Here is a 21,852-nt window from a genome sequence, read left to right as displayed (position 1 = left end):
TCAGCCCTTCGTGGCCGGGACGAGGGACGTGATGGCCGCCGCGCGGAACGAGATGCCGTGCCGCTTCTGGCCGTTGAACTCGTTCTCCCAGTCACGGGCCTTGAGCCCGGTCACCGCCACCGGCATGCCGACCGCCAGGCCGTCCGAGATGCCGGTCTCCGGCACGGTCACGGTGTAGAGGTTCGCCTCACCCTCGTCGGCGACCGTCAGGCCCACGGTGAGCAGCCGGGCGCCGGTCTCGCGGTCCATCGCGATCTCGCCGGTCTGCTTGTTCACCAGCTTCGGGGCGGGCGGGACGACCACGAACACGAAGGCGGTCGAAAGGTCGATCTTGAACACGGCCATGCCGCATCTCCTCTAACGGAGCCACTCTCATGCACTCATGTACATGAGTTGATGGATAGAAGAGTGCCCGACTCCTGTATATGAGTCAACCCGCCGCGAGAAGAAACTTGCGACGGGCCGAGGAAGTTGAATGAGCGTCAGTCGCGAGCGGCGAACCGGTAGTCCAGAACGAACTGGTCAGCAGCCATGATCGTGTCGCAGACCTCCACCACGCGGCCGGCATCCGTGACCGCATCGCGAACCAGGTGGAACACCGGCGAACCCGGGCTCAGGGCGAGCGCCACGGTCTCTGCCTTGGTCGCCAGCCGGGCCCGGACGGTCTCGGTGAACTCGGCCAGAGTGTGGCCGTGCTCCTCCAACCGGGCATAGATACCGCCGCCACCGGGGTTCTCGGCGAAGGTCTCCGGGATGTCCTTGACCACATCCCACGGCAGGTAGGAGGTGGCCTCCTCGGTGGGCGTCCCGTCCCGGAAGTAGCGCCGCTTACGGGCCAGCACCTTGGAGCCGGCCGGGACGTTCAGACGCTCGGCGATGTCGGCCGGCGCATCCACCGGGCCCACGAAGAGCACGTTGACGGAGGGCGTGCCGCCCGACTGCTCGGCCTCCGCCAGGTAGGCCGCCTTGCCCGCGAGCCGGTGGGCACGGCGGAACCGGTCCGAGGACTTCCGTTGCACCGGGGGGCGCGACCGGACGAAGGAGCCCCGGCCGTGGTGGGTCTCGATGAGCTGGGTCGTCCGGAGCTCCGCGACTGCCTTCCGGACGGTGCCGGAGGCCACCCCGTACCGCTCCATGAGTTCGGCTTCACTCGGGATGGACGCGCCCGGAGGCAGGACCCCCGACCGGATCTGGGACGCCAGGTCGTCCGCGATCTGCTGGTACTTCGCCTTCGCCGTCGATGCGGCCTCGCCACTCGCCATGGGGATGAAAGGTCTCCTATTCTCCTGTACATGAGTACCAACCCCGCATTGCAAGCGTCAACGCCGCTCCACTCCGTGTCGGTGGCCGGCGCGGTCGTGCGCGAGGACGGCCGGCTGCTGGCCATCCGGCGGGCCGACAACGGGACGTGGGAGCCGCCCGGCGGCGTGCTGGAACTCTCGGAGACGGTCGAGGACGGTGTGCGCCGCGAGGTGTACGAGGAGACCGGCATCAAGGTCTCGGTGGAACGGCTCACCGGGGTCTACAAGAACGTGAACCGAGGCGTCGTCGCACTGGTCTTCCGCTGCCACCCGGAGGGCGGGAACGAGCAGCTCTCCGACGAGTCCACCGCGGTCGCGTGGCTGACCCCGGACGAGGTCGCCGACCGGATGGGCGAGGTCTACGCCGTCCGCCTGCTCGACGCCCTCCAGGACGAAGCGGCCCCACACATCCGGACGCACGACGGCCGGGCGCTCATCGACATGCCGCAGGCGAGCTGAGCTAGCGGGACTTCAGCTCCACGACCCGACCGACTTCAGCCATCGGCCTACCAAGGCAGGGGGTGGAAGGGTGTGGGTGAACGAGGAGGAGGAACGCGAGTGCGTAAAAACCTTCTCTACGGGTTCAAGGCGCGGCGCCGAGCGCCGCGCGGCACTCGCCCGGCCGCTCGCCGTCGCTCCTGTCTACGCCCCGCTCCGGCGGCGGCCGGCGGTGCCGCGAGTAGCGGCAGAGAGAAGTGGGGCTCTGCCCCAAACCCCGGCCCTCCTCGGAGGGAGTGGCGGGCAGGCGCGACAGTTCAGCGTCGATGGGGTGATCGTGGTGGGTCGCGGGACGGCCCCCTCGTCGACCGGACACCCAAGGGCGTACCCGGAACCCCCAGGGGCCGCCAAGGCCAAGCGCAAGCGTCACGAGGTGAGCCTTGGCGGCCCCTGGAGAACCCGGGTGCGGCGAAGCTGCCCGATCGACGAGGGAACCACCCCGCTCAGCCCAAGATCTGCCGGCGGCGAGCACAAGGAAGCAAGCGGTCCCGCTCAGTCCCAGCCGAGGCAGGCCCACATCCCGGCCGTGAGTTCCCCGCCGAATTCAGAGGCCATCGTCTGGAATCAGCCATCCTGCTCGATTACCGACGGCTATCCGTTTCGACGATCAGAAGAGGATGATCTACGCCTTGGGGGACGGTGAGGCTGCATGGGGGTGCGGGGGGCAATTCAGCGTCAAATGGTCGGTCACTTTATGTAAGACCAACCTCTATCCACGTATCTGAGAGTGACTGTACGGGGATCCCTGCGGCACCCTCCACTGGCTTGATGACTGTTACGGTCGGCAAACCGAATGGCGAAGCCCGCCAGTGCCGCTGAGGCGGGAACCAAGTGCGGCATGGCGGGCCGTGAGCACCTCTTGGAGGTACTGCTGTGAGTCTGTCTCCTACCCCGGGGCCCTTGTCAACAAGGTCCCCGCACATCTGGCCAGTGGTTGTGATCATCATCGTGGTGGTGCTGCGAGCGCCAGCCGACATCCTGCCAGCCACACTCTCAGCGATGGCCGGCATCGTGGCGCTCACCATCGGCGAACGGCCGCCGGTAGCGAGCGCACGCAGGCGGACCACCCACAACTGAGTGACTAATTGCGCTACAACGCCCCCGCACAGTGTCGGACTCCCACGGACACTGACGGACCGTTCGTGCAGCTCACCGGCGCACCGATCCCCAGCCCCCTACTCCCCTGAGTTGCTTCGGGACGAAGAGGCCGTGGGTTCAAATCCCGCCACCCCGACCCAGTAACACCAGCTCAGGGCCGGTGACCCGCAAGGGTTACCGGCCCTGAGCTGTTTTCCGGCGCGGTCGGGAGAACCCCGGGGCGGGATCCGCCCGGGACGATCTCCCCGTGGGCTTCCACTGACCCGCCCTCAGCAGGATGTCGGGCCCTTTCGCGGGCGACGGCTGCTCTCCTCGCCGCTCGCTCCGGGCTCAGGCCCTCTCCTTCGGATCTTGCCGTGCCCTCGGCCGGCTGCGTCCGGTGGGGGTGGGGTCAGAAGAGGGTGGGGAGGTCGGTCCGGGAGGCGATGCCGAGCTTGGGGTAGGCCTTGTAGAGGTGGTGGCCGACGGTGCGGGGGCTGAGGAAGAGCTGGGCGGCGATGTCGCGGTTGGTGAGACCCCGGGCGGCGAGGCGGACGATCTGGAGTTCCTGCGGGGTGAGTGCGGTGAGCGCGCCGGCGGGGGCGTCGGCCGGGGCGGGCGCGCTGGTGCCGGTGGCGGTGAGTTCGGTGCGGGCGCGGGCGGCCCAGGGGTGGGCGCCGATCAGCTCGAAGGTCTCCAGGGCGGCGCGCAGCAGGGGGCGGGCGTCGGTGCGGCGGCGTTCCCGGCGCAGCCACTCGCCGTAGAGCAGTGCCGTGCGGGCCTGTTCGAAGGGGCGGTGGGTGCCGTCGTGGAGGTCGAGGGCGGCGCGGTAGGCGGTTTCGGCGAGTTCGTCCGGGCCGAGCAGGGCCTGGCAGCGCAGCCGTAGCGCCTCGGCCCAGGGCATAGCGGCGGCTCCCGTCCAGCGGGCGAAGCGCTCGTAGGGTGCGGCGGCGCGTTCGGGGGCGCCGAGGCGGACGGCCGCCTCGACCAGGTCGGGGACGGCCCGGGTGGCGCTGACGTGGTGCCGGTAGGGGCCGGTGGTGAGGGCCTGCAGCCGGTCGGCGGCGTCGGCGGCCCGCCCCTGGCCGAGGTCGTGCAGGGCGAGCGCCCACTGCGCCCAGGGTTCGCCGGGGGCGGAGGCCGGGGCGCCGGCGGCGTTGCCGGTCAGGGCCGTCGCAGTCCGCGCGGTCGCGGTGAGTGCGGTGACCCGGTCGGCGTCGCCCGCGAGGGCGGCCAGGCAGGCGAGCAGCGCGCTGAGCTGGCTGACCCACTGGTGCTGCCCGGTGTCGCGGGCGAGGGCGAGGGCCTCGGTGGCGGTGACCTCGGCGTCGCGGTGGCGGCCGTGGAACAGTTCGGCCTCGGCGAGGAAGAACTGCACGGTGGGCAGCACGCCGACGGCGCCCTTGGTCCGTGCCTCGGCGACGAGTTCGGTGGCGAGGTCGACGGTTTCGGCGTCCCGGCCGAGGATCAGGGTGGCTCCGCAGAGCTGGACGAGGTCGCCCGGGGTCTCGGCGCCCGCCCGGCGGGCCGCCGCCGCGGTGTCGCGGGCGGTGGGCAGCGGCGGGGCGGGGCGGCCCAGGGCGGGCAGGACGGCGGCCGGCAGGTGCCGGGCCAGCGGGGCGAGCGGATCGCCGTCGGGCAGCGCGGCGCGGACCTCGGCGAGCCGGTCGAGGACGGCGACCACCGCCTCCTCGCCCGCGTACCAGGCGGCGTGGAAGGCCTGGAGGAGCATCCGGGCGGCGTGCGGCGCCTCGATGTCGGTGGCCGCGGCGTCCAGCAGCAGCCGGTACGCGGTCGGGTAGGAGCCGCGCCAGAAGTGCGCGGTGGCCCGGACGTGATCGAGCAGGGCGTGCACGAAGACGCTGTCCGTCCGGGCGCCGGCCCGGTCGGCGAGCGCCTCGGCCTGCGCCAACTTGCCCTCCTCGGTGGCTGCTTCGGCGGCCAGGACGAGCCGGCGGGTGGCGCCGTCGCGGTCGGGGGTGAGCCGGGCGGCGCGTTCGTACGCGGCGGCGCCGCCGTGGCCGCCGCGGGCCTCGGCGCGGACGGCGGCGCGTTCCAGGGCGTCGGCGAGCTCTGCGTCGGGCTCGGTGGCGGCCAGGGCGAGGTGCCACGTCCGGCGGTCGCCGTCCTCCAGGGCCTCGCCGATGGCCCGATGGGCCGCCAGTCTCTGCTGCAACGGGGCCCGTTGGAGGATCGCAGCGCGCAGCAGCGGGTGCCGGAAGGCGAGGCGGCGGTCGGCTCCGACGGTGACCAGGCCGGACTCCTCGGCCGGCGTGAGGTGTTCGGCGGTCGAACCGAGGGCGGTGGCGGCCGCCAGGACGACGTCGAGCTCACCGTTCTCCTCGGCGGCGGCGACCAGCAGCAGGTTCTGGGTGGCCGGTGGCAGACCGGTGACCTGGCCGTGGAAGGCGATCTGCAGGCGGCTGGTGAGCGGCAGCACGCCGGGCGCGGTGGCCGCTCCCGCGGCAGCTCCCCCGCCGGCTCCCGCAACAGGACCGGCGCCGGGCCCCGGACCGGACCCCGCAGCGGACCCGACGCCGGTGCCCGCGAGGGAGAGCGGCAATTCGGTGAGCGCCAGCGGGTTGCCGGCGGACTCGGCGAGCAGCCGGCGCCGGACGTCGTCGGTGATCCCCACCGCCGTACGGGTGCCGAGGAGTTGGGCGGCAGCCCGCTCGGGGAGCGGGGCGAGGCGGAGTTCGGGGAGGCCGGTCGGCGGCAGGCCACCGACCGTACCGGCGGGTGCTCCGGCGTCCCGGGTGGCGAGCAGCAGGGCGACGCCCTCCGCCTGGAGCCGGCGGGCGGCGATCAGCAGGGCGTCCAGCGAGGCCCGGTCCAGCCAGTGGGCGTCGTCCACGACGCACAACAGCGGCTGGTCCGCGGCCAGTTCGGCGAGGAGTCCGAGCACGGCCAGGCCGGTGAGCAGCCGGTCCCCCGGGCCGCCGGCCGGTCCGGCCGGGTGCCCGGCGGCGGACTCCTCGGCAGGGCCGGGGGCGGTCTCGCCGATCCCGAACGCCGCCTCCAGCGCCCGCCGTTGCGGCCCGGGCAACGCGCCGAGCCGGTCGAGGCCGGGGGCGAGCAGCAGACTGAGCCCGGCGAACGGGAGCTCGGCCTCGTACTCGATGCCCGTCGCGCGCAGCACCCTGAACCCGGCCCCCGCGGCGGCACCTTCGCCCGCGCCCGCAGCAGCCCCTGCGGCGGCCACCGCGTGCTCCAGCAGCGCCGTCTTGCCGATGCCCGGCTCGCCGCGCAGCACCAAGGCCCCGCTGCGGCCGTCCCGCGCCCCGTCGAGCAGCGCACCGACGGCAGCCTGCTCCTCGTCCCGCCCGTAGAGCATCCCCATCCCCCGACCCTACCGACCCCGTCCGGCGGCCCGCCGATCCGTCCGCCGGTCCGCCTGCCCGCACTCCCGCCCGCGCCTCCCGCCCGCGCCTCCCGACGGCGTGGCCGGTACCGGTGCACGCGGGTGACGTACGCACCGCTGTTCACACCCCCGTACACCCCTACCTATCCGTGACGGATTCGCCCGCGGCGCGCCGTCCGTACCTTCATGAGCAGCGGGAACGCACCGCGAACAACCGCTCAGGACAAGGGAGAAGACCATGACCGAGATCCGCCCGACCGACCTCCAGCAGCTGGCCGAGCGCTACCTCGCCGTCTGGAACGAGACCGACCCGGCCGCCCGCCGCAAGCTCGTCGACGAGGCCTGGGCCGAGGACGGCAGCTACACCGACCCGCTGGCCGCGGTGACCGGCCGGGAGGGGGTGGACGCGCTGATCGGTGCGGCCCAGGCGCAGTTCCCCGGGCTGGAGTTCACCCTCGGCGCGGTGGACGCGCACCACGACATCGCCCGCTTCACCTGGAACCTCGGGCCGGCCGGCGAGGAGCCGCTGGTGGTCGGCTTCGACGTGCTGGTGGCCGGTCCGGACGGCCGGATCGCCTCGGTGTACGGCTTCCTGGACCGCGTCCCGGGCGCCTGAGCAGCCCCGCCACCACCCCCGCCCGGGCACGTGGGGCCGGGGGCGGGCCCGACCGGAGCCCGTCCCCGCCCCCGGCCCACTGCACGACCCCACGGGCCCGGCCCCCTGCGGCGAACACCCCGCCACGCCACGCCGCCCCCTCACCACGCCGCCCAACCCCCCTGAGGAGCCACCGGAATGAGCACCACCCTGCACACCCGCCCCGCCACGACAGAGCCCTCGTCCCCCGCAGCGGGGAACACCCGCGGCCTGCTGCCGGTCGTCCTGACCGCCACCTTCATGACCGCGCTCGACGTCTTCGTCGTCAACGTCGCCGCCCCCTCCTTCCAGGCCGACCTGCGGGCGGGCCCGGCCGCGGTGCAATGGGTGATCGCCGGGTTCGCCCTGGCGCTCGCGACCGGCCTGATCACGGCCGGCCGGCTCGGTGACCGGTACGGCCGGCGCCGGGTGTTCGCGGTCGGCCTGGCCCTGTTCACCCTCGCCTCGGCCGGCTGCGGCCTGGCCCCGACCGCCGCCGCGCTGGTCGGCGCGCGGGTGGTGCAGGGCCTGGCGGCGGCGCTGATGGGCCCGCAGGTGCTGGCGATCCTGCGGACGGCGTTCGCCGGAGCGGCGCAGGCCCGGGCGTTCGCGATGTACGGGCTGACGATGGGCGTCGGCGCGGTGTTCGGCCAGTTGATCGGCGGGGCGCTGATCCGCGCCGACCTCTTCGGGCTGGAGTGGCGGAGCTGCTTCCTGATCAACCTGCCGGTCGGCCTGGCCGCCCTCGTCGTGGCCCGCCGCTGCCTGCCGGAGTCCCGGGCGCCGCAGCGGCCCGGCCTGGATCCGGTGGGCGTGCTGCTGGTCACCGTCTCGCTGACCGGCCTGGTGCTGCCGCTGATCCAGGGCCGCGAGCAGGGCTGGCCGCTCTGGACGTGGCTCTGCCTGGCCGGCTCCGCCGTGCTGCTCGTCGGCTTCGCCGTGCACCAGCACCGCACCGGTGCCACTGGCTCCCCGCTGGTCGACACCCGGCTGTTCGCGTCCCGGGCGTTCACCGCGGGCCTGCTCGCCCAGCTCGCCTTCTGGCTCGGCCAGGCGTCCTTCTTCCTGGTGCTGGCCCTGCACCTGCAGGCCGGCCGCGGCCTGGACGCGCTCGGCTCCGGTCTGGTCTTCACCTCGATCGGCGCGGGCTACCTGCTGACCTCGACCCGCGCGCACCTCGTCGCCGCCCGCCTCGGCCGGCAGGCCGTCGCGCTGGGCGGGCTGCTGATGGCGGCCGGGCTGGGCCTGCTCGGCCTCACCGTGCACATGATCGGCACGACCGGCAGCGCCTGGTGGCTGGCGCCGGGCCTGTTCCTGGACGGCCTCGGCATGGGGCTGGTGATCGCGCCGGTGACCTCGGTCGTGCTGGCGGGGGTGGAGGCGCGGCTGGCCGGTTCGGCGGCGGGGGTACTGGCCACCGTCCAGCAGGTCGCCGGGGCGCTCGGGGTCGCACTGATCGGCATCGTCCAGTACGGCTCCGCCGATCCGGTCACCGCGTTCGGCCGCTGCGTCGCGGTGCTGGCGGTGCTGGAGTTGTTGCTGGTGGGCCTGGTACAGCTGCTGCCCCGCCGGGCGGCCTGAACAACGGGGCGGAAGGGCGGGTGGGGTGCTCGTGCCCGCCCGCCCGTTCCGCTCGCTCCCCCCGATCGGGTTGGATGGGCGGATGAGCGAGGAGAAGAGCGCCGTACCGGCGTGGGAGCAGCGGTTCCGGGCGGCACGCGTTTCGCTGCCGGACTGGGCCGAGGACGCCCCCGACCGGGCCCTGTACGTGTCCAACGCGACCGGCACCTACGAGGTGTACGCCTGGGACCGCTCCGGCGACACCCACCGCCGGGTCACCGACCGTCCGAACGGGACGACCGACGCCGAGCTGTCCCCGGACGGCGCCTGGGTCTGGTGGTTCGACGACAACGACGGCGACGAGTTCGGCGTCTGGCGCCGTCAGCCCTTCGCCGGGCACCCCGAGGGCGCGACCGGCCCCGACGAGGAGGCCGTGCCCGGCCTGGCCGCCTCCTACTCGGCGGGCCTGGCGCTCGGCCGGGACGGCACGGTGGTGGTCGGCCGCTCCACCGACGAGGACGGCACCACCCTGCACCTGCGCCGCCCGGGCGCGGCCGAGGCCGTGGAGATCTACCGCCACGAGGAGTACGGCGGCGTCGGCGACCTCAGCCACGACAGCACGCTGCTCGCCATCGACCACACCGAGCACGGTGACGCGATGCACTCGGCGATCCGGATCGTCCGGCTCGCCGACGGCGCGACCGTGGCCGAGCTGGACGAGGTCACCGGCCGGGAGGAGCCGCGCGGGGTCGCCTGCCTGGGCTTCGCCCCGGTCGAGGGGGACACCCGGCTGCTGGTCGCGCACCAGCGCACCGGCCGCTGGGAGCCGATGATCTGGGACGTCGCGACCGGCGCCGAGACGGCGCTGGCGCTCCGCGACGAGCAGGGCCGCGAGCTGCCCGGCGACGTCTCCGCCGAGTGGCGCCCCGGCGCCCGCGCGCTGCTGGTCGAGCACGAGTACGAGGCCCGCAGCGAGCTGTTCTCGTTCTCCCTGGACGACGCCGTGCTGACCCGGCTGGACACCCCGCGCGGCACCGTCGGCGGCGCCACCGCCCGCCCGGACGGCACGGTGGAGTTCCTCTGGTCCTCCGCGGCCGAGCCGTCCGCCGTCCGGTCCACCGCGGGCACGGTCGTGCTGCGGGCGCCGGGCGCCGTCCCGCCGGGTTCGGTGCCGGTCGAGGACGTCTGGGTGGACGGCCCGGGCGGGCGGGTGCACGCGCTGGTCCAGCGGCCGGCCGGCGCCCGGGCGGGCGGCGGCCCGGTCCCGACCGTCTTCGAGATCCACGGCGGACCGACCCACCACGACAGCGACTCCTTCGCCGCCGGCCCGGCCGCCTGGCTGGACCACGGCTTCGCGGTGGTCCGGGTCAACTACCGCGGCTCCACCGGCTACGGCCAGGCCTGGACGGACGCGCTGCGCGAGCGGGTCGGCCTGATCGAGCTGGAGGACATCGACGCCGTCCGGGCGTGGGCGGTGGAGAGCGGCCTCGCCGACCCCGAGCGGCTGGTGCTCACCGGCGGCTCCTGGGGCGGCTACCTCACCCTGCTCGGCCTCGGCGTGCAGCCGCAGAACTGGTCGCTCGGCGTCGCCGCCGTCCCCGTGGCGGACTACCTGACCGCGTACGACGACGAGATGGAGGCGCTGAAGTCGCTCGACCGCACGCTCTTCGGCGGTACGCCGGAGGAGGTGCCCGAGCGCTGGACGGCCTCCTCGCCGCTCACCTACGTCGAGCAGGTGCGGGTGCCGGTCTACATCAGCGCCGGGGTCAACGACCCGCGCTGCCCGATCCGGCAGATCGACAACTACGTCGAGCGGCTGGAGGCCCTCGGCAAGCCGCACGAGGTCTACCGCTACGACGCCGGGCACGGCTCGCTGGTGGTGGAGGAGCGGATCAAGCAGCTGCGGCTGGAGATCGACTTCGTCCGGCGGCACCTCGGTGTGGACGGCGACGCGGCGGACGGCAGCGCGGTGAACGGCAGCGCGGCCGACAGCAGCGCGGCCGACGGCGACGCGACGGACGGCGACGCGGCCGACGGCACCGTGACCGGGGACGCCGTGATCGGCGACGCCGCGGAGAAGCCGGCCGCCGGGGCCGGCAGGGGGAACGGGTGAGACGTCTGTCGGTGATCGTGGGGGTGGGGGTGGCCGGGGTCCTGGTGCTCACCGGCTGCTCCGGTCAGGACAGCAGCGGGGCGGCCTGCCCGCCGCCGGCGTCCCCGTCGACGCAGCCGACGGCCGCCGCCACTCCCACGGTGACGGCGTCCGCCACCCCGGCCGCGTCGGCCCGGGCGACGGCACCGGGCGCGGGCGCGAGTCCGAGTACGGGCACGGGCACGGGGACGGGCACGGGCACGGTGAAGGCGGCTGCGCCGGGCGGGGCGCTCGCCGTTCAGGCGGCGTTCCGCACCTTCGGCGAGGGTGAGGGGGAGGGAGCGGACGGGGTCGTCGTCCTCGCCAAGGCCGGATCGAAGTCGTCCTCCGGCTCCAAGGGCTCGAAGAGCTCCAAGAGCGGGCGCAAGGTGCGTCACCACACCGACCACGACGACGATGACGACTACGCCAGCGGGAGCGGCAACGGGAACAGCGGGCGGTGCGGCAACCCGCCGCCCGCGAACCCGTCGTCCCCGACGCCGTCCGGCGCTGCCTCCCCGGGTGCTCCCTCCCCGGGCACGCCCGCGCCGGCACCGTCGGTGCCGGGCACGTCCGGCAAGCCGGCGGCGCCTGCCGTGCCGACGCTGCCCGCCGTACCGGGCGTCCCCGCGGCCAAGCCGACGCGCTGACGCACCGCGGTCCTGCGGGGGTCCGACAGAGGGGCGGGCCGCCGGAGGGCGGCTACTCCAGGACCGGGTCCAGTCCGAGGGCCCGGTCCTGCTCGGCCTCCGCCTCCCGGCGCACCAGGCGGAACCACATGAAGACGACGAAGCCGCCGAAGACGAACCACTCCAGGGTGTACCCGAGGTTCTGGAACGCGCGCAGGGTGAGCCCGTCGCCGCCCTGCGGCTGGACGGTAGGCACCGGCGTCAGCCCGGCCGGCGCCGCGTCCGCGGACACCCAGCCGTCGTACCAGCCGTCGTAGGAGAGCTTGTTGACCAGCGAGGCCTGGTTGATCGTGCCGAGCTGTCCGGCCGGGAGCCCGCCGGCCACCGCGCCGTTGCTGCCGATACTCTCGCCGGCCTGCAACCGGCCGCTGACCGTCACCTCACCGGTGGGTGCGTCCTCGGCGGGCGCTCCGGCCCCGGTCGGCGCGCCCGGCGCCCAGCCGCGGACGACAGCGACCGTGCGGCCGTCCCCGGTGCGCAGCGGGGTGAGCACGTAGTAGCCCTGCTTGCCGTCCAGCACCCGGTTGGGGACGAGCAGTTGGTGGTCCCGGTCGAAGGTGCCGGACACCGTCACGGCCCGGCCGACGGTGTCGGTGGTGACCTGCGGCTGCGCGCTGCTCAGCAGTGCGCCGAGCGGCTGGGCCGCGCCGGCGTCGTCCATCGCCTTGCTGATCTCGTGGTGCGAGGAGACCTTGTCCTCGAACCTGCCGAGCTGCCAGGTGCCGAGCCAGACGCACACCGCCACGGCCGCGACGGCCAGCGCGGTGCCGCCCAGCCAGCGCGGAGTGAGGAGGAACCGGTACACACCCCCCACGGTAACCACTCCTCACACCCGTTCCGACCACAGGGGTCCGCCCACGGCGCGAGAAGTCGGCCCGTCCGGCTCCCCGCGCCGTGCCGCGCGTGCCACCGGCCGGGACGCCGCGAGACCGGGACGTCGCGACGGGCGCCGGGCCACCGGAGCGGACGCAGAGCCGCCGTGACGGGCGCCGGGCTCAGCCCGCGGAGGGCGAGGCGGAGGGTGTGGGCGCGGAGGTCGCGGACGGGGCCGACAGGGGCTGGGGGGCGGTGCGGTAGACGGTGCCCGAGCAGGCCCCGGGGATGACAGCCCGCGCGGCGGCCGGGCTGCCGGGCGCCGGGGTGTGGGTGAGCGTGATGGTGGGCGGTGGTGTGCTGGGCCCGGCGGTCGGGGTGGCCGTGGGGCTGGGGGCCCCGGTCGGGCCGGTCGTCGGTGAGGCGGAGGCCGGGGGCGCCGCCGTCGCGGCCGCCGAGGAGCCGGCCGCCGGGGCCGCGCCGCCGGTGGCTCCCTGGCCGGTGATCTGCCCGCCCGGGGTGGCACCGCCGCCCGCTCCGGCGAGTGCGGCCCCCGGCCCGGCCGTGGCGCCGGGGGTGGCGCCGCCCGCGGCCGGGCAGCCGGCGGTGTCCGGCACCCAGCCGAAGTCCACCCGGTAGCCGGCCCGCGGCGCGAGCAGCAGCGTCTGGCCGTCCCCGGGGGCGGCGGTGGCGCCCCCGGCGGCGGGCAGTCCGGTGGCCTGGTCGCCGACCGTGTGGTCGGTCACCCGGATCCGGCCGAGGTCCGTCCCGGTGGCGGCGGTGACGGCGATCGCGCCCGGCCCGCCGAGCCGGCAGGCGCGTACGGAGGTGTTGAGCACCGTGAAGTAGCCGTAGATCCGCCCGTCCGCGTCGGCGGTGCCGACGTGGGCGGCGCCTTGGCCGAGGTCTCCGCGGGTGCAGAGCGTCACCGGCGTGCCGTCCTCGCCCGCGCCGGGCGCGGTGGCGGGGGCGGAGCTGCCCGGCCCGGGCTGGACGGTGCTCGCGCCGGGGCTGGGCAGGGCGTCGGGGGAGCCGGACGGGCTGCCGCCGACGGTGCCGCTCGGGTCGGGGTGCGGGGCCTGGTCCGCACCGGCCGGGTCGGTGCCGGCCGGGCCGCCGTCGGTGGCGGTCGGCACCGCGCCGCCCTGGGCGGTGGGCGAGCCGGGGCCGCCGGAGAGGCCGAGGTGGTCGTCGTCGTGCAGGGCGGGAAGGGCGATGGCGACGGCGACCGCCAGGGCGGCGGCACCGGTCCAGGCCCCGCGGACGGCGGCCCGCCGGCGGGGGACGGCCCGGCGGATCCGGTGCAGCCCGGCGGGGTCGGGCTGGACTTCGGCCACCGCACGCTGCATCAGCTCACGGACGAACAGCTCCTCCGTGTTCAGCCCGTCCCCGGGGCCGGGGGCTCCCCTGTCGTCAGGCACGCCCGGCCTCCATCTGGATCCGTAGTGCGGCGAGGCCGCGCGAGCCGTACGCCTTCACCGAACCGAGCGAGATCCCCAGGGCGTCCGCGACCTGCGCCTCCGTCATGTCCACGAAGTAACGCAGCACCAGGACCTCCCGCTGACGACGTTGCAGACCCCGCAACGCGGCCTTCAACTGATCGCGCTCCAGCGCATCGTAGGCCCCTTCTTCTGCACTGGCCATGTCAGGCATGGGCTTCGGCAGCAGCCGCAGGCCGAGGATCCGCCGCCGCAGCGTGGAGCGGGACAGGTTGACCACCGTCTGCCGCAGGTAGGCGAGCGTCTTCTCCGGTTCGCGCACCCGGCGCCGGGCCGCGTGCACCCGGATGAACGCCTCCTGCACCACGTCCTCGCAGGTCGAGAGGTCGTCGAGGAGCAGCGCCGCCAGCCGCAGCAGCGACCGGTAGTGGGCTTGGTAGGTCTCGGTGAGAAGGTCTTCGCTCGCGCCCGTGCCGATACCGGCACCGGACTGCGCCGAGCCGGGTGAAACCGCCGTCATCTGGCTGTCTTCCGGCCTATCCGCAGGCCGCTGGGCGCGCGGCGGGAAGGTCACCACGGCCGATGCCGAGATGCCTGCCCCTGCCCCCACCAATACGTTCGCCACGCCCGTTGGACACTCGATCCCCTGTCATGGTTGCCCAGCCCGGGGAACATTCTCCCGCATGGGCCCAAGCAGCCTCCAGCGGATTGTGGCGGATTCCCGCCAGTCCTCCCGGCCGGCCGACGCGGCGTCAGCCGGACAGCGCGCCCGCCGCGAGCTCGCCGGCCACCAGCTCGGCGATCTGCAGGGCGTTCAACGCGGCGCCCTTGCGCAGGTTGTCGCCGCAGAGGAAGAGGTCCAGCGCGGTCGGGTCGTCCAGCGCCCGGCGGACCCGCCCCACCCAGACCGGGTCCGTCCCGACCACGTCGTTGGGGGTGGGGAACTCGCCCGCCGCCGGGTCGTCGTAGAGGACGACGCCGGGGGCGTCGCGGAGGATCTCCTGGGCGTGCTCCTGGGTGACCTCGCGCTCGAAGACGGCGTGCACGGCCAGCGCGTGGGTGCGGACCACCGGGATGCGGACGCAGGTCGCGGAGACCTTCAGGCCCGCCAGGCCGAGGATCTTGCGGGACTCGTCACGGATCTTCAGCTCCTCGGACGACCAGCCGCCGTCCATCAGCGAGCCGGCCCAGGGCACCGCGTTGAGCACCAGCGGCGCGGCGAACGGGCCCTGATCGGCGATCACCGCGCGCAGGTCGCCGGTCTGCTCGCCGACCTCGGTGCCGGCCACCAGCGAGACCTGCTCGCGCAGCGTCTCCACGCCGGCCCGGCCCTCGCCGGAGGCGGCCTGGTAGGAGGCGACGACCAGTTCGCTGAGCCCGTACTCGGCGTGCAGCGCGCCGATCGCCGCGATCATCGTGAGGGTGGCGCAGTTCGGTCCGGCCACGATGCCGCGCGGGCGGATCCGCGCCGCGGCCGCGTTGACCTCGGGGACGACCAACGGGACGTCGCCGTCCAGCCGGAAGGCCGCGGAGTTGTCCACCACGACGATGCCCTTGGCGGCCGCGATCGGTGCCCAGCGGGCGGAGACCTCGTCGGGTACGTCGAACAGCGCGACGTCGATCCCGGCGAAGGCCTCCTCGGTGAGCGGGACCACCTCGACCGGCTCCCCGCGCACGGTCAGCTTGCGGCCGGCCGAGCGCGGGGAGGCGACGAGGCGCACCTCGCCCCAGATGTCCTGACGGAGGGAGAGCAGGCCGAGCACCACCTCGCCGACCGCGCCGGTGGCGCCGACGACGGCGAGGTTCGGCCGCCGGGTCATCGCCCGGTGCCCCCGTAGACGACGGCCTCGTCCGACTCGCTGTCCAGCCCGAAGGCGCTGTGGACGGCGCGCACGGCCTCGTTGACGTCGTCGGCGCGGGTGACGACCGAGATCCGGATCTCCGAGGTGGAGATCAGCTCGATGTTCACGCCGGCCTCGGAGAGCGCCTCGAAGAAGGTCGCGGTGACGCCCGGGTTGGAGCGCATGCCGGCGCCGACCAGGGAGATCTTTCCGATCGCGTCGTCGTAGCGCAGCGACTCGTAGCCGATGCCCTCCTTGACCCGGCCGAGCGCGTCGATGGCCTTCTGGCCCTCGGTCTTCGGCAGGGTGAAGGAGATGTCGGTCAGCCCGGTCGACGCGGCGGAGACGTTCTGCACCACCATGTCGATGTTGACCTCGGCGTCGGCGATGGCACGGAAGATGCGCGCCGCCTCGCCCGGCTTGTCCGGCACGCCGACGACCGTGACCTTGGCCTCGGAAGTGTCGTGGGCGACTCCGGAGATGATGGCCTGCTCCATCTCGCCCCCTTCGGGCTTGTTCGGATTGTCGTTGCTGACGATCGTCCCGGGAAGGCCCGAGAAGGACGAGCGTACGTGAATCGGGATGTTGTAGCGCCGCGCGTACTCCACACAGCGGTCGAGGAGCACCTTGGAGCCGGACGAAGCCAGCTCCAGCATGTCCTCGTACGCGATCCAGTCGATCTTGCGGGCCTTCTTCACCACGCGCGGGTCGGCGGTGAACACGCCGTCCACGTCGGTGTAGATCTCGCACACCTCGGCGCTGAGGGCCGCGGCGAGGGCGACGGCGGTGGTGTCCGAGCCGCCGCGGCCGAGGGTGGTGATGTCCTTGCTGGACTGCGAGACGCCCTGGAAACCGGCCACGATCGCGATGTTGCCCTCGTCGAGGGCGGTGCGGATGCGGCCCGGCGTCACGTCGATGATGCGCGCCTTGTTGTGGACGGAGTCGGTGATGACACCGGCCTGGCTGCCCGTGAAGGACTGGGCCTCGTGACCCAGCGATTTGATCGCCATGGCCAGCAGCGCCATGGAGATGCGCTCCCCAGCGGTCAGCAGCATGTCGAACTCACGGCCGGCAGGAAGGGGTGACACCTGCTCCGCGAGTTCGATGAGCTCGTCCGTCGTGTCGCCCATCGCGGACACCACGACGACGACCTCATGGCCGGCCTTCTTGGTGTCGACGATTCGACGGGCCACGCGCTTGATGCCCTCGGCATCCGCAACGGATGAGCCGCCGTACTTCTGCACGACAAGGCCCACGTGCGCTCCTCGACTTGTGTCGTTTCCGGGGGCCCCGGGCCCCCGCACCCCCGGGTGGCGGGGGCTGTGCGGTCGGCGTCAGTCTACCGAGCAGGGGTGCCGCGACCGGCGCTTTCCATATCGTGAGACGCCCGTTTCAGCAGGTGGGCGGTGGTGCGACGGCGCCCACCGGCAGGTCTGCGGGCCGGCCGCCGTCATCCCGAAGAATCGGCGGACGAACGGACGGCGGCCCCGGGGTTTTCTTTCCCGCGGAAAACCCTGAGGCGTCCGTCACAGTCGCCCGGCGCTCCTGCGTACGGCCGGCCGCCGGTGGCCACCGGCAGGGCGCGGCGGTCGGCGGTGGTTCCCGGCGATCGGCGGGGTGCGGCGGTCGGCGGTGGTTCCCGGCGATCGGCGCGGTGCGGCGGTCCGCGGTGCCTACCGCCCGAGGCCCAGCTCGGCCGCCATCAGGTCACCGGCCTGCTGCTCCAGCTGCTCGTCGGTGAGACCGTCGTCGTCGGTGTCCGCGCCGTCCGGCACCGCGCCCAGCGGGCTGTCCAGCCGGACGTGGGCGATCAGTGACTGCAGCGCCCGGAGCACCGCCGAGCAGGTCGTGCCCCAGTTGGAGAGGTACGAGAACTGCCACCACCAGAGCGCTTCGCTGACCCGGCCCTCGCGGTAGTGCGTCAGCCCGTGCTGGAGCTCGCTGACCACACCGGCCAGGTCGTCCGAGATCCGGAAGGCGTTCGGCTTCTCCGGCGGCCCGTACGGGTCGAAGACCTCGTGGTAGACGTCGATCGGCGCGAGCAGCTCGGCCAGCCGCTCGCGCAGCTGCTCGCCGTCCGGCTCCGGCCCGGCATCGGGCTCGAACCGGTCCTCGGGCACGACGTCCTCGATGGCGCCGAGCCGGCCGCCGGCCAGCAGCAGCTGCGAGACCTCCAGGAGCAGCAGCGAGACGGCGCTGCCGGGCTCGTCGCCCTTGGCGACCTCGGTGACGGCGAGCACGAAGCTCTCCACCGAGTCCGCGATCTGCACCGCGAGGTCGTCCGGCTCCGAGCCGTGCGCGTGGATGTGCGGGGCGTGCCGGTCCTGCTCCGGACCGGCCTGCGGGGGCGTGTGGGGCTGCTGGTTGATCGTCCGGTCAGACATCGAGCAGTCGTCTCCCTTCGAAGGCGCGACCGAGGGTGACCTCGTCCGCGTACTCCAGATCCCCGCCGACGGGCAGTCCGCTCGCCAGACGGGTCACCTTCAGGCCCATCGGCTTGCAGAGCCGGGCCAGGTAGGTGGCGGTCGCCTCCCCCTCCAGGTTGGGGTCGGTGGCCAGGATCAGCTCGGTGACCGTGCCGTCCGCGAGGCGCGCCAGCAGCTCGCGGATCCGCAGGTCGTCCGGTCCGACGCCCTCGATCGGGCTGATCGCGCCGCCCAGCACGTGGTAGCGGCCGCGGAACTCACGGGTCCGCTCGATCGCCACGACGTCCTTGGACTCCTCGACCACGCAGATCACCGTGAGGTCGCGGCGCTGGTCGAGACAGACCCGGCAGCGCTCGGCCTCCGCGACGTTGCCGCAGACCACGCAGAACCGGACCTTGTCCTTGACCTCCAGCAACGTGTGCGCCAGCCGGCGGACGTCCACGGGGTCGGCCTGCAGGACGTGGAAGGCGATCCGCTGCGCGCTCTTGGGCCCGACGCCGGGCAGCCTGCCCAGTTCGTCGATCAGGTCCTGAACCACGCCCTCGTACACGTCGCGCCTTCCCTCGGGTGGTCGGTGGGGCACCCGCGCGGGGTGCTCCGGTGCCATCATCCAACGAATCGGGCGCCGGGCACACCGCCCGACGCCCGACCCCCGCATAAATCACACAGGTCGACCGTCTGAACTTCCGACCATCGACTCCCGGATCAGCCCTGGCTCAGCCCTGGCTCGGGCGCGGATCAGGCGCGGATCGTCGACGGATCGACCTTTGATCCCTTCGACCGTCCGGGGCGGTCCAGGGCGGTCCGGGACCGCCCTCGGAGCATGCTCAGAACGGCAGGCCGGGGATACCGCCGCCGCCCAGGCCCTGGGTCAGCGGGCCCATCCGCTCGGCCTGGATCTTCTGCGCGGTCTGGTTCGCGTCGCGGACCGCCGCCAGGATCAGGTCGGCCAGGGTCTCGGTGTCCTCCGGGTCGACCGCGGCCGGGGCGATGGTCAGCGCCACCAGCTCACCGGCGCCGGTCACGGTGACCTCGACGAGGCCACCGCCCGCCGAACCGTTCACCTTCGCCTCGGCCAGCTCCTGCTGCGCCTTGGCGAGGTCCTGCTGCATCTTCTGCGCCTGCTTGAGCAGCTGCTGCATGTTGGGCTGGCCACCACCGGGGAACACGGCTCACTCCCTTGAATTCGGGTTCGTCCTGCTTCGCTCGCGGCGCCCGCCCGCCCGCGGGGCCTTCGCCCGCCTGCGTCGCTCACGCCGCGCGTATCGTCGCCACGAGCCTACGTGCTGCCCGCGCCGGGCCGGTCCGGGCAGCCGTCCCGCCGTCGGGACGGTTCGCCCGGCCGCGCCCGTCAGCCGCCGCCGTGGCGGATCTCCTCCAGGACCGTCGCCCCCAGCTCGCGGATGATCATCTCCTGGCCGGAGAACACCTCCTCGTGGAGGTCCGGGTCGTCCTCGTCCGGGATGTCGTCCTCCAGCGCGACCGCCGGTCCCGAGGGCTCGGACGCCGCCCGGGTGGACGCCGGCGGAGCCACCGGAGCGGCCGGCGCCGACGGGACGACCTGCGCCGACGGGGGCGCGGCCATCGGCGCGGGAGCCGGTACGGGCGCCGGTGCGACGGACTGCACCGGGGGCGCAGCCGCCGCCGGACGCGCCGGGGGTGCGCCCCAGCCACCGCCGCCGGCGGGGTTGCCGCCCGCTGCCGGGACCGGGCCACCGCCGCCGGCGTTCACCCCGCCGGACGTACCGCCCGACGGGTCGACGATGCACTCGATCCGCCAGTCCACACCGAGCGCGTCCGCGAGCGCCTGGCGCAGCACGTCGTCGCTGTTGCTGCCGACGAAGCTGTCCCGGGCACCCGCGTTGATGAAGGACACCTGGAGCACGCTGCCGTCGAAGCCGGCCACCTGGCCGTTCTGGCTGAGCAGGATCCACGTGAAACGACGGCGGTTCTTCACCGCCTCCAGAATCTGCGGCCACAGCTGCCGGACCTGCGTGGCCCCCTGCTGCTGCGCCCCCGACGGCTGGCCGCCACCCGCCGCGGCGGGCGCGGCCGCGGGCTGCGGCGGTGGCTGCACGGGCGCCGGCTGGACGGGCGCGGCCTGCACGGGCGCCGGCACGGCAGCCGGCTGCGCGGGCGCGCCACCGGCCGAGGGGAAGCTGCGCGGGATCGGCCACGCCCCGGGCGCGGGCGCAGCCGCGGGGGCGGGCTGTGCGGCGGCCGCCGGGGCGGGAGCCACCTGGAGGTGAGCCACCTGCGCGGGCTCCACCGGCACCGGGGCGTCCATCACGGGCGCGGGCGCGACGGGTACGGGTGCGACGGGTACGGCGGTCACCGGGGGCACCGGTGCTGCCGCGGGCACGGCCGCCATCGGGGCCATCGCCGCCATCGGGGCTGCGAACCCTCCGGCCGCCGCCCGGCGCTCCAGCTTGTCCAGCCGCGCCTGCAACGACAGCTCGTCGCTGTACGCGCCCGGCAGCATCACCCGGGCGCAGATCAGCTCCAGCTGGAGGCGCGGCGCCGCGTTCCCCCGCATCTCCGTCAGCCCGGTGTTGACGATGTCCGCCGCCCGGCTCAGCTCGGCCGACCCGAAGCCGTCCGCCTGCGCCTGCATGATCGCGACCCGGTCCGCCGGGGCGTCGATCAGGCCCTTCTCCCCCGCGTCCGGCACGGTGGCCAGGATGACGAGGTCGCGCAGGCGCTCCAGCAGGTCCGTCACGAACCTTCGCGGGTCGTGCCCGCCCTCGACCACCCGGTCGATCACCTGGAACACCGTCGCACCGTCGTGCGCGGCGAACGCGTCCACCACCTCGTCCAGCAACGCGGAGTCGGTGTAACCGAGCAGCGAGGTGGCCATCGGATAGGTGACACCGGCCTCGCCGGCCCCGGCGAGCAGCTGGTCCATCACCGACATCGAGTCACGCACCGACCCGGCACCCGCCCGCACCACCAGCGGGAAGACGCTGTCCTCGACCTCGATCCGCTCGCGCCCGCAGACCTCCGCCAGGTAGTCGCGCAGCGTGCCCGGCGGCACCAGCCGGAACGGGTAGTGGTGCGTCCGGGAGCGGATCGTCCCGATCACCTTCTCCGGCTCCGTCGTCGCGAAGATGAACTTGAGGTGCTCCGGCGGCTCCTCCACCACCTTCAGCAGCGCGTTGAAGCCGGCCGAGGTCACCATGTGCGCCTCGTCCAGGATGAAGATCTTGTACCGGCTGTGCACCGGCGCGAAGAAAGCCCGCTCGCGCAGGTCACGCGCATCGTCCACACCACCGTGCGAGGCTGCGTCGATCTCGATCACGTCGATCGACCCGGGCCCGCCCGTCGCCAGGTCCCGGCAGGACTGGCACTCCCCGCACGGCGTCGGCGTCGGCCCCTGCTCACAGTTCAGACAGCGGGCCAGGATGCGCGCGCTCGTCGTCTTCCCGCAGCCGCGCGGGCCGCTGAACAGGTACGCGTGGTTGACCCTGTTGTTGCGCAGGGCCTGCTGGAGCGGAGCGGTCACGTGCTCCTGCCCGATGACCTCGGCGAAAGTCTCGGGGCGATAGCGGCGGTACAGGGCTAGGGACACACCCCCGACGATATCGGGACGGACCGACAAACGCGTCGCCCCTCGACCGGCCCCCGCCCGGGCCCACGGCCACCCGCTCGGCCCCGGGAACGCAAAGACCCCCCGTGCACCCGCCAGAGCCCTCCTACCCTTGCTGCCTTCCGGCCCTGGGGGGGTTCAGAGAGATAACGCCACACGAGGGGCTGATCCCCACAGTACCCGATCCCCACCCCCACCTCCACCACCCCGATCCGCAGGCCACCCCCTCCCCCTCACCTACGAGATACGTGGTCGCGACCACCCCTGAACATGTACTAAGCTCTCCCACGGAGGATTCGCCTAGAGGCCTAGGGCGCACGCTTGGAAAGCGTGTTGGGAGCAATCCCTCACGAGTTCGAATCTCGTATCCTCCGCCTCTGCCTAGCAAGGCAGTTGAAGGCCCCGACCGGGTTAACGGTCGGGGCCTTCTTCGTCTCGTGGTCTCAGTTCTGGTCTCATTCGCCGGTTCTTGGCTCTCGTCTGAGGGCTCTGGCGA

At 73.9% G+C, this 21,852-nt stretch carries 19 protein-coding genes, 1 tRNA gene and 1 other RNA gene; 7 read left to right on the top strand and 14 right to left on the bottom strand.

What is annotated here, in order from left to right; genetic code table 11:
• Together OH807_RS22720 and OH807_RS22715 are read right to left on the bottom strand one after the other, a co-directional pair.
• A complete protein-coding gene (locus OH807_RS22720) occupies positions 1-345 on the bottom strand; it encodes a hypothetical protein (protein ID WP_406201841.1) in 345 nt (114 codons plus the stop codon).
• 137 nt (positions 346-482) lie between these two features.
• Entirely contained in the window at positions 483-1,262 is a 780-nt protein-coding gene (locus OH807_RS22715; protein WP_406201838.1) for a GntR family transcriptional regulator, read from the bottom strand.
• 18 nt (positions 1,263-1,280) lie between these two features.
• Here OH807_RS22715 and OH807_RS22710 point away from each other — a divergent pair, with 18 nt between their 5' ends.
• Together OH807_RS22710 and OH807_RS22705 are read left to right on the top strand one after the other, a co-directional pair.
• The gene (locus OH807_RS22710; RefSeq protein WP_406211126.1) at positions 1,281-1,760 is read left to right on the top strand and encodes an NUDIX hydrolase; all 480 of its coding nucleotides are present in this window, start codon (positions 1,281-1,283) and stop codon (positions 1,758-1,760) included.
• 975 nt (positions 1,761-2,735) lie between these two features.
• Positions 2,736-2,876 (top strand): hypothetical protein, encoded by a 141-nt coding sequence (locus OH807_RS22705; protein ID WP_406201836.1) that lies wholly within the window; start codon positions 2,736-2,738, stop codon positions 2,874-2,876.
• Between the two features lie 412 nt (positions 2,877-3,288).
• Here the strand turns inward: OH807_RS22705 and OH807_RS22700 are convergent, their stop codons facing one another.
• Entirely contained in the window at positions 3,289-6,216 is a 2,928-nt protein-coding gene (locus OH807_RS22700; protein ID WP_406201833.1) for an ATP-binding protein, read from the bottom strand.
• Between the two features lie 259 nt (positions 6,217-6,475).
• Between OH807_RS22700 and OH807_RS22695 the strand changes: the two genes are divergently transcribed.
• The 3 genes from OH807_RS22695 to OH807_RS22685 all read left to right on the top strand — a co-directional run bounded on the left by OH807_RS22695 (position 6,476) and on the right by OH807_RS22685 (position 10,544).
• Positions 6,476-6,853 (top strand): nuclear transport factor 2 family protein, encoded by a 378-nt coding sequence (locus OH807_RS22695; RefSeq protein WP_406201832.1) that lies wholly within the window; start codon positions 6,476-6,478, stop codon positions 6,851-6,853.
• A 177-nt stretch (positions 6,854-7,030) separates the two neighbouring features.
• Entirely contained in the window at positions 7,031-8,452 is a 1,422-nt protein-coding gene (locus OH807_RS22690; protein WP_406201829.1) for an MFS transporter, read from the top strand.
• 82 nt (positions 8,453-8,534) lie between these two features.
• The gene (locus OH807_RS22685; protein WP_406201827.1) at positions 8,535-10,544 is read left to right on the top strand and encodes a prolyl oligopeptidase family serine peptidase; all 2,010 of its coding nucleotides are present in this window, start codon (positions 8,535-8,537) and stop codon (positions 10,542-10,544) included.
• A gap of 64 nt (positions 10,545-10,608) precedes the next feature.
• Here the strand turns inward: OH807_RS22685 and OH807_RS22680 are convergent, their stop codons facing one another.
• A complete protein-coding gene (locus OH807_RS22680) occupies positions 10,609-10,779 on the bottom strand; it encodes a hypothetical protein (RefSeq protein ID WP_406201825.1) in 171 nt (56 codons plus the stop codon).
• A gap of 7 nt (positions 10,780-10,786) precedes the next feature.
• Here OH807_RS22680 and OH807_RS22675 point away from each other — a divergent pair, with 7 nt between their 5' ends.
• The gene (locus tag OH807_RS22675) at positions 10,787-11,212 is read left to right on the top strand and encodes a hypothetical protein (protein ID WP_406201822.1); all 426 of its coding nucleotides are present in this window, start codon (positions 10,787-10,789) and stop codon (positions 11,210-11,212) included.
• 52 nt (positions 11,213-11,264) lie between these two features.
• Here OH807_RS22675 and OH807_RS22670 read toward each other — a convergent pair whose 3' ends face one another.
• The 10 genes from OH807_RS22670 to ffs form a co-directional block, all read right to left on the bottom strand.
• Positions 11,265-12,056, bottom strand: a complete 792-nt coding sequence (locus OH807_RS22670; protein WP_406201820.1) for an SURF1 family protein — start codon at positions 12,054-12,056, stop codon at positions 11,265-11,267.
• A 190-nt stretch (positions 12,057-12,246) separates the two neighbouring features.
• The gene (locus tag OH807_RS22665) at positions 12,247-13,485 is read right to left on the bottom strand and encodes a hypothetical protein (protein ID WP_406201818.1); all 1,239 of its coding nucleotides are present in this window, start codon (positions 13,483-13,485) and stop codon (positions 12,247-12,249) included.
• A complete protein-coding gene (locus OH807_RS22660; RefSeq protein WP_406211124.1) occupies positions 13,478-14,023 on the bottom strand; it encodes a SigE family RNA polymerase sigma factor in 546 nt (181 codons plus the stop codon). The genes OH807_RS22665 and OH807_RS22660 overlap by 8 nt, the downstream gene beginning before the upstream one ends.
• Positions 14,024-14,255: 232 nt before the next feature.
• The gene (locus OH807_RS22655) at positions 14,256-15,323 is read right to left on the bottom strand and encodes an aspartate-semialdehyde dehydrogenase (protein WP_406201815.1); all 1,068 of its coding nucleotides are present in this window, start codon (positions 15,321-15,323) and stop codon (positions 14,256-14,258) included.
• Positions 15,320-16,600 carry an aspartate kinase gene (locus OH807_RS22650; RefSeq protein WP_406201813.1) on the bottom strand — a complete coding sequence of 427 codons (1,281 nt, stop codon included), beginning with the start codon at positions 16,598-16,600 and terminating at the stop codon, positions 15,320-15,322. The genes OH807_RS22655 and OH807_RS22650 overlap by 4 nt, the downstream gene beginning before the upstream one ends.
• A gap of 417 nt (positions 16,601-17,017) precedes the next feature.
• Positions 17,018-17,728 carry a DUF5063 domain-containing protein gene (locus OH807_RS22645; protein ID WP_406201811.1) on the bottom strand — a complete coding sequence of 237 codons (711 nt, stop codon included), beginning with the start codon at positions 17,726-17,728 and terminating at the stop codon, positions 17,018-17,020.
• The gene (recR, locus tag OH807_RS22640) at positions 17,721-18,320 is read right to left on the bottom strand and encodes a recombination mediator RecR (protein ID WP_406201809.1); all 600 of its coding nucleotides are present in this window, start codon (positions 18,318-18,320) and stop codon (positions 17,721-17,723) included. The genes OH807_RS22645 and recR overlap by 8 nt, the downstream gene beginning before the upstream one ends.
• A 277-nt stretch (positions 18,321-18,597) precedes the next feature.
• Positions 18,598-18,939: a YbaB/EbfC family nucleoid-associated protein gene (locus OH807_RS22635; protein WP_406201806.1), complete on the bottom strand. Its 342-nt coding sequence runs from the start codon at positions 18,937-18,939 to the stop codon at positions 18,598-18,600.
• 182 nt (positions 18,940-19,121) lie between these two features.
• Positions 19,122-21,338, bottom strand: a complete 2,217-nt coding sequence (locus OH807_RS22630; RefSeq protein WP_406201804.1) for a DNA polymerase III subunit gamma and tau — start codon at positions 21,336-21,338, stop codon at positions 19,122-19,124.
• A gap of 93 nt (positions 21,339-21,431) precedes the next feature.
• An RNA gene (gene ffs, locus OH807_RS22625) (signal recognition particle sRNA small type) lies at positions 21,432-21,522 on the bottom strand.
• A gap of 123 nt (positions 21,523-21,645) precedes the next feature.
• Between ffs and OH807_RS22620 the strand changes: the two genes are divergently transcribed.
• Positions 21,646-21,730 (top strand) — tRNA-Ser (locus OH807_RS22620).
• Positions 21,731-21,852 lie beyond the last annotated feature (122 nt).

This window comes from Kitasatospora sp. NBC_01560, assembly GCF_045208415.1.
Classification (GTDB): Bacteria; Actinomycetota; Actinomycetes; order Streptomycetales; family Streptomycetaceae; genus Kitasatospora.
Note: the sequence above shows the minus strand (reverse complement) of the source record. Positions and strands in the feature narration are given on the sequence as shown.